Origin of the sequence: uncultured Alistipes sp. (genome assembly GCF_902388705.1) — a bacterium.
Classification (GTDB): domain Bacteria; phylum Bacteroidota; class Bacteroidia; order Bacteroidales; family Rikenellaceae; genus Alistipes.
The window spans coordinates 19,942-33,247 of sequence record NZ_CABMQJ010000021.1 but is presented as its reverse complement, the minus strand read 5'-3'; the positions used below and the strand labels follow the sequence as shown (position 1 = coordinate 33,247).

General features: G+C 56.7%; 9 protein-coding genes. 6 read left to right on the top strand and 3 right to left on the bottom strand.

The genetic code is table 11. The annotated features are described in order from the left end of the window. Positions 1 to 219 precede the first annotated feature (219 nt). Positions 220 to 1,212, top strand: coding sequence for a class II fructose-bisphosphate aldolase (locus tag QZT71_RS07230; RefSeq protein ID WP_009596759.1), 993 nt, complete (start codon positions 220 to 222; stop codon positions 1,210 to 1,212). Between the two features lie 136 nt (positions 1,213 to 1,348). On the opposite strand, the gene QZT71_RS07225 is transcribed toward QZT71_RS07230, so the two are convergent. Next, positions 1,349 to 2,887, bottom strand: coding sequence for a hypothetical protein (locus QZT71_RS07225; RefSeq protein WP_295914408.1), 1,539 nt, complete (start codon positions 2,885 to 2,887; stop codon positions 1,349 to 1,351). A gap of 583 nt (positions 2,888 to 3,470) precedes the next feature. On the opposite strand from QZT71_RS07225, the gene QZT71_RS07220 reads away from it, so the two are divergent. From QZT71_RS07220 to QZT71_RS07200, 5 genes are all read left to right on the top strand, one after another. Then, positions 3,471 to 6,458 carry a TonB-dependent receptor gene (locus QZT71_RS07220; protein WP_295914405.1) on the top strand — a complete coding sequence of 996 codons (2,988 nt, stop codon included), beginning with the start codon at positions 3,471 to 3,473 and terminating at the stop codon, positions 6,456 to 6,458. 27 nt (positions 6,459 to 6,485) lie between these two features. Beyond that, positions 6,486 to 8,021: a RagB/SusD family nutrient uptake outer membrane protein gene (locus tag QZT71_RS07215; protein ID WP_295914403.1), complete on the top strand. Its 1,536-nt coding sequence runs from the start codon at positions 6,486 to 6,488 to the stop codon at positions 8,019 to 8,021. A 74-nt stretch (positions 8,022 to 8,095) separates the two neighbouring features. Further along, positions 8,096 to 9,013: a ribokinase gene (rbsK, locus tag QZT71_RS07210; protein ID WP_295914401.1), complete on the top strand. Its 918-nt coding sequence runs from the start codon at positions 8,096 to 8,098 to the stop codon at positions 9,011 to 9,013. Positions 9,014 to 9,033: 20 nt separating this feature from the next. Beyond that, positions 9,034 to 10,566 (top strand): ADP-ribosylglycohydrolase family protein, encoded by a 1,533-nt coding sequence (locus tag QZT71_RS07205; protein WP_295914398.1) that lies wholly within the window; start codon positions 9,034 to 9,036, stop codon positions 10,564 to 10,566. Between the two features lie 26 nt (positions 10,567 to 10,592). Further along, complete coding sequence (locus QZT71_RS07200) at positions 10,593 to 11,594, top strand: GRP family sugar transporter (RefSeq protein WP_295914397.1); 1,002 nt, start codon at positions 10,593 to 10,595, stop codon at positions 11,592 to 11,594. Between the two features lie 132 nt (positions 11,595 to 11,726). Here QZT71_RS07200 and QZT71_RS07195 read toward each other — a convergent pair whose 3' ends face one another. Beyond that, positions 11,727 to 12,173, bottom strand: a complete 447-nt coding sequence (locus QZT71_RS07195) for a hypothetical protein (protein ID WP_295914393.1) — start codon at positions 12,171 to 12,173, stop codon at positions 11,727 to 11,729. 22 nt (positions 12,174 to 12,195) lie between these two features. Beyond that, positions 12,196 to 13,155 (bottom strand): alpha/beta hydrolase, encoded by a 960-nt coding sequence (locus QZT71_RS07190; RefSeq protein WP_295914389.1) that lies wholly within the window; start codon positions 13,153 to 13,155, stop codon positions 12,196 to 12,198. Between the last annotated feature and the right edge of the window lie 151 nt (positions 13,156 to 13,306).

Genomic DNA, 13,306 nt, shown 5'->3' with positions numbered 1-13,306 from the left:
CCCTGCGTCCGACATTCCGGGCCGGCCATCCGGGCCGCCCGGGCTAAAGCCATGCAAAAATACAAAAAACTATCCGGATTGCACAACTATTTTCCGCCGACTGTTATTTTTTTCACAAAAAGTGAATAAAATAGCCCGAACAGGCGCAATTAATTAGAATATTTATTAAATTTGTGCGGTTTTTTGAGAGAAACAATTCACTGCATAAATTAAATTACTATGGTATCGTACAAAGATTTGGGCCTTGTGAACACCCGTGAGATGTTCGCCAAGGCCATCAAAGGCGGTTATGCCATCCCGGCATTCAACTTCAACAACATGGAGCAGATGCAGGCCATTATCCAGGCTTGCGTGGAGGCTTCCTCGCCGGTGATCCTCCAGGTATCATCGGGCGCGCGCAAATACGCCAACCAGACGCTGCTCCGCTACATGGCGCAGGGCGCCGTGGAGTATGCGAAGGAGCTGGGCAAGAACATTCCGATCGTGCTGCACCTCGACCACGGCAACTCGTTCGAGCTGTGCAAGAGCTGCATCGACATGGGTTTCTCGTCGGTGATGATCGACGGTTCGCACCTGCCCTACGAAGAGAACGTAGCGCTCACCAAGCAGGTCGTGGACTACGCACACCAGTTCGACGTAACGGTCGAGGGCGAGTTGGGCGTTCTGGCCGGCGTGGAGGACGAGGTTTCGGCCGAGCACCACACCTACACCGACCCCAAGGATGTCGTTGACTTCGTATCGAAGACCGGCGTGGATTCGCTGGCCATCTCGATCGGCACCTCGCACGGCGCCAACAAGTTCAAGCCCGAGCAGTGCACCCGCAACGCCGAGGGTATCCTCGTTCCGCCCGAACTGCGTTTCGACATCCTTGCCGAAATCGAGAAAGAGCTTCCCGGCTTCCCCATCGTACTGCACGGTTCGTCGTCGGTACCCCAGGAGTACGTGAAAATCATCAACACGCACGGCGGCGCGCTCAAAGACGCCGTAGGTATTCCCGAGGAGCAGCTCCGCAAGGCCGCCAAGAGCGCTGTCTGCAAAATCAACATCGACTCGGACGGCCGTCTGGCGATGACCGCAGCCATCCGCAAGATCTTCGTAGACCAGCCCGCCGAGTTCGACCCCCGCAAATACCTGGGCCCGGCCCGCGACGAGCTGAAGAAGCTCTACATGCACAAATGCGAAAGCGTTCTGGGTTCGGCCGGCAAGGCTTAATCCGCAATTCCGACAGAAAAATCCCGGGCCGCTATGGTCCGGGATTTTTTTTACCGATACCGCAAGAGCGCCCCACAGCGAGCACAGCGGCCGCGCCAAATTCCATTCAAGGGCATCGGCCCTGCCGGCAGAACGGCTATACGCTGAACCGATCGGCCTGCTGCCGGGTATTACGCCCCAGCACATCCGACAGGGCCGCCCCGGTCAGGCGCACCTCGATCCACGCCGTAAAATCGAAGTATTTGAGCAAAGGCCGCTCGTATTTATCGGCGGCAACCGCCTGCACCGCACCGCACAGCCGCTCCCACAGACGAATCCGCTCCCGCCGGCTTCCGGGCAGCGGGAAGAGGCGTACAAACCTGAAAACAAGTTTTTCGACCGAGCTGTTCCCGATAGAACTGCTGCGGCGTATGGATTTGATTTCGTTTTCGGCGAAATCGAACCGCCCGCATTCGGCCTGCAGGAGCAGGTTCACCAGCCGCGCAATGCGGAAAGCCGGGAAGTTATAGAACACGAGCCCGGTGGCCTGAATCCGTATCATGGCCTTACGGGCCTCTCCGCCCCGGCCGCACACCAGGTGCAGCACGACCAGATTGAGCTGCAACAACAATTGGACATCGAGTTTTTGTTGCGACAGTTTGCGGAACAGGGTCTCCTCATGCAACTTATAAAGTTTCTGCGCATCGGCGAAAGCCCCGCAATTGACGAGCCGGAACGAATCGTATAGATAGATAAAGGCCACCACCTTGCGGACGAACTCCTGGGGATAGTCGCCCTCCGTAAGCCGGTGCAGCTTGGCGATAAAAAACGGCATCTCATCGTAAAGCCCCGCCGAAAGCAGGCTGTCCAATACCCCCAGGACAGCATCGAGATAATGCAGCGGAGGGTTGAGCATCCGGCCCGGATTGTGGTCGAACAATTCGAGCAGCTGCTGATAGATACGGATGGCAGCCTTGTAATTGCCCGACTGCAGGAAATAGGTCGACTGGAACAACTGGTGGAGTTTATCCACCTCGAAACCGGTGTAAGTATTATTGGCGATCAGGTGCAGCTCGCTCAGCACCAAATCGTTCAGGCTCTGGCATTCCTGTTCGGAACGCACCTTACTGCGGTAAAGCGCCCTGTATTTGAGAATATCGTAGAGCTGCATATGCTGGTTGGCACTGCGCAAATGCTTGAGCGCCTCGTTCACCTTCATCTGCTTTTCGACCAACTGCCTTTCACTCATCCCCTGAAAATCCCCGGCACTCAGGTAACGCAATTCCGTCTGCCGGATCTGGATGAGCAGGGCTGTCATCTCATACTGCCGGGCCAGTTTTTTCGCCCGGCTCAACTCCTCGGTCGCCGCCTGCAGCAGGCCGCACCGGAAAAGGAGCTCCGCTTCAGCCATACGGTCGGAAATGCGGGCCTGGATGTCGTAACGACTTCGTAAATGCAGCAGACAGTCGACAACTACCTTATACAGGTGTTTGACGGCGATGTCGAAACTGCTTTCCCCGGCATCAACGCCAAAACGCCGGGCAACCTCCTCCACAGAAGAGCACTCCTCCATCAGGGCGAACAGCGTCAGATAGACCTTATCGCCCTGCTGCAGGTTGCTGTAAAGTTTGAAATAGCGTTTTTCCGCCTTCGTCATCGAATGGATAAGTACAAGCAGCGAAATAGCTTTGTTCATGGCCTTGCGGGTTAGTTACACAAAGATAGGAATTATTTGCCGGAGAAGGAATCCCGGAATTCCCTGATAAAGATCCGGCTTATAACGGAATATCCCCGGACAAATTCATGCTTATCCGGATAATCCCAAATGGATGATAAAGCCGCTCGATACCCGCAAAACCGGCATTACCGCCCCATCGGACAGCTTCCTGCGGCATTTTTCACGACCATCGTTCCTTATAACCGCTTATTTCAGATAAAAACATTTGAAAATAACCAAATAAAATGCGCACACACATCCGTAATAATGAAATCACATCTCTAATAATCAATATTTTAAATCGAAAAACACAATACACATTATTTTTAATAAATCAATTTGGGTTTATCATAGTCACAGCAAAAATATGCCTCCTCATTATAACTATTAAACTTATATTTGTATAACAAAAGGCCGGACAAATACGCCAAACAATCCGCAACCGGGGCGACAAGCATACATATTCAATAATTTAATTAACCCAAAACATCGACGACCATGTAATCCAAGCCCGGGACAAAGCCGTCCCACCACCAGTCCAACCAACTAAACCTCTAAAACCATGACCCTGATTCTACGAAAAAACATGTTGCGCACCTGTTATCTGGCTGCGCTGCTCGGTACGCTGCCGACCGTCATGCATGCAGCCCGTACCGGAGATTACGACATCATGCAACAAAACGACACCCGCCCGATTTCCGGCCGGGTAACCGACGACACGGGCAGGCCGCTGATGGGCGTAACGGTCGTCGAGAAAGGCACGACCAACGGCGTCAGCACCTCTGCCGACGGCAGCTACACGCTGCGTCTGCAAAACGCGGAAAATGCCGTACTCGAATTCTCATTCATCGGCTACCGGAACACGGAGCTTCCGGCAGGAACGAAAACAACGCTCGATGTGCAGCTCACCGAGTCGATCACGACAATGGACAATGTGGTCGTGATCGGGTACGGCACGACCACGAAAAAAGAGCTGACCGGCTCGGTTTCCTCACTCAGGAGCGATGATTTCAAACAAGGGAACATCACCAATCCGCTGCAACTGCTCCAAGGCCAGGTCGCAGGTCTGAATATCGTACGCGCCGACGGCGGAGACCCCAACGGCGACTTCGAAATCCAGTTGCGGGGCATGACGACAATGGCCGGCGGCGCTTCGCCGCTGGTAGTCATCGACGGCGTGGTGGGCGGCGACCTGTCGAACGTCAGCCCGGACGACATCGCTTCGCTCGACGTGCTGAAAGACGGTTCGGCCGCTGCAATCTACGGCACCCGGGGTACGAACGGCGTCATCCTGGTGACGACGAAAAAAGCACATGCGGGGGAGAACCGCATCGAATTTTCGGCTTATGTCGCCATGCAAAGCGTGGACAAAAAACCCGACGTGATGTCGGCAAGTGAATACCGCAACACAATCCGGCAATATTTCCCCGACAAAGCATCGTCGTACGATTTCGGAGGGTCGACCGACTGGTTCGACGCCGTCACGCGCAAACATCCTGTAAGCCAGAATTATAACGTATCCTCCTCAGGCGGCTCCGCAAAACTCAACTACCGCGCAAGCGTTTCCTACACCAACGACATCGGACTGGTGAAGAAAACCGAAAGCGAGAAACTCCGCGGACGTCTGAACGTGAGCCAGTCACTCATCCAGGATCGGCTGAAGGTGGATTATAATTTTGCGTACACCACCGGCAAGGGCTCCTATGCGGACAAGTTCATCATGCGGCAGGCCGTTCTGCGCAACCCGACCGAACCCATCTACGAAACCGACGGCAACAACCCCCAGTACGGCAACTATTTCTTCTCGCCCGGAATCGACTACCACAACCCCGTAGCCATGCTCGAACAACGTGACGACGAAGGCATCCGCAAAGAGTTCTCCGGAAGCGTCAATGCTTCGTTCCGCATTATCGACGGTCTGAAAATCAGCGCCATGGGCGCCATCATCGAACGTTCGGAACGCTACGGGCACTACTACGGCCGCTATTATCCGGTAAATATCGGCAACAACGGGACGGCTGAAACTTACAACGACCACTATAAGAACAAGATGCTCGAAGCGACAATCGATTATTCGGGCACGTTCGGCGACCACAGGCTGCAAACCATCGCCGGTTACTCGTTCAGCGAGGGAAGCTCGGAAAGCTATGACCAGATGAACTACAAGTTCGATACGGACATCTTCGGGTTCTACAACATCGGCAGCGGCGGGGCGCTCAAGGAGGGGCTCGCTTCGATGGGCAGCAGCAAGGAGGACAACCGGCTTATCGCCTTCTTCGGCCGCGTGATGTATAATTACAAGGAGAAGTACCTGCTCTCGGCGTCGGTGCGGTACGAGGGGTCGTCACGCTTCGGCGACAACCATAAATGGGGCACCTTCCCGGCCGTGAGCCTCGGCTGGCGCATTTCGCGCGAAGCATGGCTGAAGGATGCCAAATGGCTCAACGAACTCAAACTGCGCGCCGGATTCGGCGTCACGGGCAACCAGGAAATCGGCAACTACCGTTCGCTGTCGATCCTGCGCAAGGGTTCGTCGAACTTTTATTACAACAAAAAGTGGATCAGCACCTACGAGCCCGGCAGCAACCCCAATCCCGACCTGCGCTGGGAAAAGAAGAAAGAGTTTAACGTGGGCATCGACATGAGCGTGCTCGACAACCGGTTCAACGTCACGGTCGACTACTACAACCGCCGCACCAAGGATCTGCTCTACACCTATACCGTACCCGTACCGCCCAACCTCTACCCTTCGAAATTCGCCAACGTCGGCACGATCGACAACAAGGGTATCGAAGTGACGGTCAACGCCACGCCGGTTTCGCGCAAGAACTTCACCTGGAATCTCGCGGCGACGATAAGCCATAACAAGAACAACCTGGTCAAATTCTCCAACGAGGATTACGAAATGGTGCAGATTCAGACCGGTTACTTCCCCGACGACCTGAAAATGTATACCATGCGCATCGTCGAAGGCGGTTCGCTTGGCAACTTCTGGGGCCCGAAATTCCTGGGCTTCAACGACAACGGCGGCGCCATCTACGAAGATCTCGACGGGATAGAGGGCATTACCGAAGCGGATTACCAGGTTATCGGCAACGCCTATCCCGACGTGTTGCTGTCGCTGCAGAATACTTTCAGCTACAAGCAGTGGAGCCTGAGTTTCCTGCTGCGCAGCTCCATCGGCAACGACGTCCTGAACCAGAGCCGCGTCTATTACGAAGGGTTCGGTTATTTCGGCACCCGCAATATCCTGCGTTCGACACTCGACCATGCCGACTACAAGGACGGCGCATACTATTCGTCGCGGTTCGTGGAGGACGGTTCCTATCTCAAACTCGACAATATAACGCTGAGTTATGATTTCAAGCTCAAATCGAAGGTCATCTCCAGGCTGCGCTGCTATGTCACGGCACAAAACCTCTTCACCATCACCGGCTACAAAGGCATCGACCCCGAAGTCAGCATCTCGGGCCTGCAACCCGGCATCGACTGGTACGATTTCTACCCCCGTACGCGCACATTCGTTCTCGGAGCTGCCATCGCATTCTAAATCATCCGAACAACAAACGAACCTATTATGAAAAAGATAGTATTAATCCTGTCCACGATACTCCTGTCGAGTGCAACGCTGAGTTCCTGCACCGACCTGGAGGAACATCCCCACTCCTCGATTCCGTCCGACGAATTCTTCAACAACGAGGAAGAGTTCCTGATGAGCGCCGGGCGTATTTACGCATACCTGGTACGTTACACCTGCTACCGTTGTATCTGGGGCACGATTTCCGTATCGACGGACGAGGCGGTCAGCCCCCTGCGCGAAGGCAACCAGTGGGTCGACGACGGCGTATGGCGCGATATGCATGCACACACGTGGAATTCGCAGATGCAGGATCTGCAAACGATCTGGGAGTTCCTTTTCGGCGGCATTTCGCTCTGCAACCAGATACTCTATGAGTTCGACCAGTCGTCGGTCGATTTCGAGGCCAAGTCCAGCCTCATCGCCGAGGTGCTAATCATGCGCGCATGGTTCTACCTCAACGCCATGGACCTGTTCGGCAACGTCCCCTTCACCACGGACTTCTCGGACACGAGCCTGCCCCGGCAAGTGGATCGCAAGTTCCTCTTCTCGTTTATCGAACAGCAAATCAAGGATAACGTCGGCCTGCTGCAGGACGTGCCGACCGCTTCGAACTACGGCCGCGTAACCAAGGCGATGGCCTACACCACGCTCGCCAAACTCTATATCAACGCCCAGGAGTGGATCGGACAGGCCAAATGGGACGAAACCATCGACGCCTGCGACCAGGTCATCGGTTTCAACAAGCTGGAAATCGAGGATGACTACTTCGCCAACTTCAAGGTGGATAACACCTCATCGAAGGAGAACATCTTCGTCATCCTCTACGACAAAGTCTACACCTCGCAGAACTGGTGGCACGTCTTCCGGTTTCACCAACTGACGCTCAACAGCCTTTCGCAACAGAGCTACGGCATACTGGACTTCTGCTGGAACGGATTTGCCGCGACCGAATCGTTCTACAACAAGTACGACCCGCAGGATATCCGCCGCAGGCAGTGGCTGGCAGGCCCCCAGTACGACATGTCGGGCAATCCGCTCCTGATGCAGAACGGGCAGCAGCTCGACTACACCCCGCACATCACTTCGCTGTTCGACTTCTCGAACCCGGCAAAATCGAACGAAGGCGTCCGCTCGGCCAAATACGAATATGCAAACGGACTGCAAGGCGAATGCATGGACAACGACTATGTGGTCTATCGCTATGCCGACGTGCTGATGATGAAGGGCGAGGCGCTCGTGCGCCAGGGACATGCCGATTTGGCCGTACCCCTTTTCAACGAGGTACGCCGCCGCACGGGGCTGGAAGACTACAAGGCTGCCGATCTGACGCTCGACGAAATCTACGACGAACGCGGACGCGAATTTGCCTGGGAAGGAGTGCGACGCCAGGACATGATCCGTTTCGGCAAATGGAACGACGCACGCGATCTGAAACCGGCCGTAAGCCCGGAGTACACCAAACTCTACCCCATTCCGGCCAACGTCCGCAAAACCAACACCAACCTGAAACAAAACGACGGCTACACCGACTAACAAAGCAAACACCCCCTCCCCTGCCGGCTCGAAACCGGCAGGGGCGGATAAACAGCCATACATTCAAAACCATTATGTCAGAATCAAAAATCCTTGTAATCGGCAGTTCGAACACCGATATGGTCATCTGCACCGGGCACCTGCCCCTGCCGGGAGAGACGGTCATCGGAGGCACCTTCTTCATGAACCCGGGCGGCAAAGGCGCCAACCAGGCCGTCACTGTGGCACGCCTTGGCGGCAGGGTCGCCTTCATCTGCAAAACGGGCAGCGACATCTTCGGACACCAGGCCAACCAGCTGTTCAACGAAGAAGGCATCGACACCTCGTATGTATTTTCCGACACGAAGAACCCGTCGGGCGTAGCCCTGATTACCGTGGATACCAACGCAGAGAACTGCATCGTCGTGGCCCCCGGCGCCAACGCGCATCTCACCCCGAACGATTTGAAACGGTCGGCCGAAGCGGTCGAAACGGCCGACATCATCCTGCTGCAGCTCGAAATCCCGATGCAAACCGTGGAAGCCGCAGCCGCCATGGCATACCGGCTGGGCAAGAAGGTCGTCCTGAACCCGGCCCCGGCCTCGAAGCTCTCCGCCGGACTGCTCGAAACGCTGTACGTGATCACCCCCAATGAAACCGAAGCCGAAGCCATCTCCGGAATCCGCATCACCGACGAACGTACGGCCGAAGAAGCCGCCCGTAAAATCGCGTCGATGGGCGTGTGCAACGTCATCATCACGCTCGGGGCCAAAGGAGCACTGGTCTTCGACGGGGAGCACTGCGAAATCGTCCCGGCATACAGGACACAGGCTGTCGACACGACCGCCGCGGGCGACGTATTCAACGGGGCGCTGGTCGTGGCCCTTTCCGAGGGACGGACGCTTCCCGAAGCCGTACGTTTCGCCTGCAAGGCATCGGCCATATCGGTGACACGCGTAGGTGCGCAAAATTCCGTACCTTACCGTACCGAAGTCGACGTATTCAACCTATAACGCTAAAACAGACTCGAACCATGAAAAAAACCTTATTATTACTCTGCACGGCAGCGGTCACCGTCTCGTGCAACGGCCGACCGACGGCCCGCGAGCTCCCCGAAAACGTCACCATCACCAAAGAACGGCTGCTCGACAAAATCAAGGGCGGCTGGGCCGGCCAGACGATCGGATGCACCTACGGCGGCCCGACGGAGTTCAAATTCAACGGCACGATGATTCAGGAATACACCCCGATTCCGTGGCCGGAACATTACATCAAACAATGGTACGAGAATACGCCGGGGCTCTACGACGACGTGTATATGGATTTGACGTTCGTCGAGGTCTTCGACCGGCTGGGCATCGACGCCCCGGTCGATTCGCTCGCCGCGGCCTTCGCCCATGCAGGCTACGTTTTATGGCATGCCAACCAGGCCGCACGTTACAACATCCTCAACGGCATCCGTCCGCCCGAAACGGGGCACTGGCTCAACAACCCCCATGCCGATGACCTCGACTTCCAGATCGAAGCCGATTTTGCGGGGCTCATGTCCCCGGGCATGCCCAACGCGGCCTCGGAGATCTGCGACCGCGTGGGCCACATCATGAACTACGGCGACGGCTGGTACGGCGGCGTTTACGTGGCCGCGATGTATTCGCTTTCGTTCATCTCGGACGACATCGGGTTCATCGTCGAAGAAGCCCTGAAAACCATCCCCGAACAGAGCCGCTATCACCGGTGCATGAAAGATGTCATCGCCTGGCACAAGCAGTATCCCGGCGACTGGAAGCGCACATGGTTCGAATGCGAAAAGAAATGGAGCTCGGACATCGGCTGCCCCGACGGAGTGTTCGTACCGTTCAACATCGACGCGGTAATCAACAGCGCCTACATCCTCATCGGCCTGCTCTACGGCGAGGGCGATTTCTCGAAGACGCTCGACATCGCCACCCGCTGCGGACAGGACTCGGACTGCAACCCGGCATCGGCCGGCGGTATCCTGGGCACAATGCTCGGGTACAGCAGAATCCCCGAAAAATGGATGCGCAACCTGCGCGAGGTAGAAGATATGGACTTCGCCTATACCGACATCTCGCTCAACCGCACCTATAAGATGAGCTTCGACCAGGCGCTGGAAGTAATCCGCCGCAACGGCGGTTCGGCAGACGGGGACGAAGTGACCATCGCATGTCAGCAGCCCGTCCCCGTCCGTTTCGAACAATCGTTCGAGGGGCACTACCCGACCGAACGCCGTGCGATACACCAGTCGCTTCACGAGGCCGGCGGAATCGAATTCGACGGTATCGGTGCGGTATTGACGGGAAACCTGCGCTGCCCCGACGAGTCGTACGTCGCCGAAGTAACCTTCTCCATCGACGGGCAACCGGTCGAACGCGTCAAGCTCCCCGCGCTTTACCGCACCCGCCGCCATGAACTGTTCTGGCGCTACCAACTCCCGGCCGGCACACACCGCATCACGGCCGAATGGCACAATCCGCGCAGGGACGCATCGCTGCAAATCCGCGACCTGCTGGTATACGGCACCGCTCCGCAAGCAGCCGGAAATTAATCCGAATCCTGTAAATACGACGCATTATGTTTATCGTTCAAAGTTATCCCCTGGCAATCGTTTTCTGCTTCATCACCATGCTGTGCTGGGGATCATGGGGCAACACCCAGAAACTGGCGGCCCGCACGTGGCGCTATGAACTCTTCTACTGGGACTACGTCATCGGCCTGCTGCTCTTCTCCTTGCTGTCGGCCTTCACGCTGGGCAGTTTCGGGACGGAAGGACGCAGTTTCCTCGCAGACCTGGCACAGGCAGACGCAGGCAACCTCTTCTCGGCATTCATGGGCGGTGTGATATTCAACGCATCGAACATCCTGCTCTCAGCCGCCATCGCCCTGTGCGGCATGTCGGTAGCTTTTCCCGTGGGTGTGGGGCTCGCACTGGTACTGGGCGTACTGATAAATTATTTCAGCGCCGCCCAGGGCGACCCGGTTTTCATTCTCCTCGGGGTGCTGCTCATCGCCGCAGCAATCGTCATGAACGGATTCGCCTACAAGAAAGCCCGCACCGAAAAACGCAGGCTCACGACCAAAGGCATTCTCATTTCGGTTGCGGCCGGCATCATCATGGCGTTTTTCTACCGCTTCGTGGCCGCATCCATGGACCTGAACGATTTTGCCGCCCCCGCAGCCGGCAAAATGACGCCCTACACGGCCGTATTCATCTTCGCCGTCGGGGTTTTCATCAGCAATTTCCTGTTCAACACCATCGCCATGAAACGTCCGGCAGAGGGGCCACCCGTACGGATTGCCGACTATTTCAAAGGCAGTCTCAAAACCCACATGGTCGGCATGCTGGGCGGAATGATCTGGTGCATGGGAGAGTCGTTCAGCATGATCGCTTCGGGCAAAGCCGGAGCGGCAATCTCCTACGGTCTGGGACAGGGCGCCACACTCGTATCGGCACTCTGGGGCATCCTGATCTGGAAAGAATTCAAAGGGGCTCCCAAAATCTCCCACAGGCTCAACCTGGGAATGTTCCTGTTGTTCCTCACCGGACTCGGGATGTTGATCTATGCAGGCGCTTGAGCGGATCGAATTTCCCATGACAGAAAATCCCGAAGCCGATGCTTCGGGATTTTTTATTAGGATTGGCGGCCATCCACGCATCCGACGCCCGCGCACCGCATGCGGCCGGGGGACAGCCGGGTGCCGGACATGCTATCCGACGGTAATCCGAAAGCGGCATTCCGTACCCCCGGACAACACGGTCTGAAGCTCCTCCACCCGGATACTCTTGCCGGGCAGCAGCTCCTTCATAACATAGAGGATGCTCTGGCGGGAGCATTCGCAATGGCCCGGGGCATTAACGAACCCGGCATCGACCTGCGGGCAGAGGCATCGGGGATACCCGACCTCGTAGACCCGGCCCGGCTCGACGACCTCCGCAAAGAAATACTCCGAGCGGCCGTATTTCGCATACTGCCTGTCGAGGTCGCAGCCGCACTCCTCGAACTGCCGGCGCAGCTCCGCCAGGACGGCTCCCTTCACGCAATTGACCGCACCCGGCCGGTAAAGGGCCCCGCGCACGTCGGCAGGGAGTTTTCCGATATTCTCCTCCAGAATCCGGTAGAAGGCTTGCGCCTGCTGTAAATTATAATCATCCATAAGAAACCTGTTTTCGTTCGATTTACTCCGGGCTTTCCCCGGTATATTTCCCGACGAACTCCCCGACACGCCGCGTATACTCCTCCCGGTTGTCCCGGTAGGAAAAGGCATGCGCCGCACCGGGCACGACCCACAACTCCTTATGGCCCGGCTTCGCCTCGTAGAGCGGGTAAACCATCCATGTAGGTACATAGTCGTCGGCACCGCCGTGAATGAAAAGCATCGGCAATTCGCATTTGGCAACCTGCCTGAGCGCCGACGCCTCGCGGAAATTCCATCCGTATTTCAGGTCGCAGAGCCAGCTGGCCGTATACAGCAGCGGAAAAGCCGGCAGCCCGAACGACGTTTTCAATTCGTTCGAGAATTCATCCCAGACGCTCGTATAGCCGCAGTCCTCGACAAAGCACTTCACATAGGGTTTTTGCGGCTCCCCCGCCGCCATCATCGTCGTGGCGGCCCCCATCGAAATGCCGTGGACGACCATCTGCGTGTTGCCGCCGAAGATTCCGTCGGCAACCTCCATCCAGCGCAGCACGTCGAGGCGGTCGAGCCATCCCATGCGAATAGCCCGTCCCTCGCTCGCCCCGTGGTAATGCAGGTCGGGCAGCAGGATATTGCAGCCGAGATCGTGATTGTAGAGATAGCCGATCATCAGCATCCGCACGGCGCAGTCCGTATAGCCGTGGACAATGATTGCAGTGCGGCCGGTCGGGGCGGGAGCCGCGGCATAGAGCGCATGCAGGCGCAGCCCCTGCGAATCGGTAATCGTAGTGTCCCGCAGCGCCCCGGCGGCATTCAGGCTGTCGACCCACGGACGCAGGAAAGGATATTCGGCATACATATATTCATACGCCGAAGCATTCTTCTCCCGCATTTTGGCGTCGGGCCGCAGCGAGAAGCCGAGCATATAAAAACTGCCGCCGATAACCGCAGCTACCAGCAGCAGGATAAAAAGGGCAGTAAACCGGATAATCCGCTTCATCGTCCATAACTTTTAGTTATTCTTCAACATTTTCCGAGAGCGGCATTCCCTCCGCCCCTGCATAGAACACCACCGGTTCCGACTCCCCGTCGCCCCGGCTCCCGCCGTAATGGCGCGCACCGACCAGTTACTCGACATCCGCCCCGGCCCG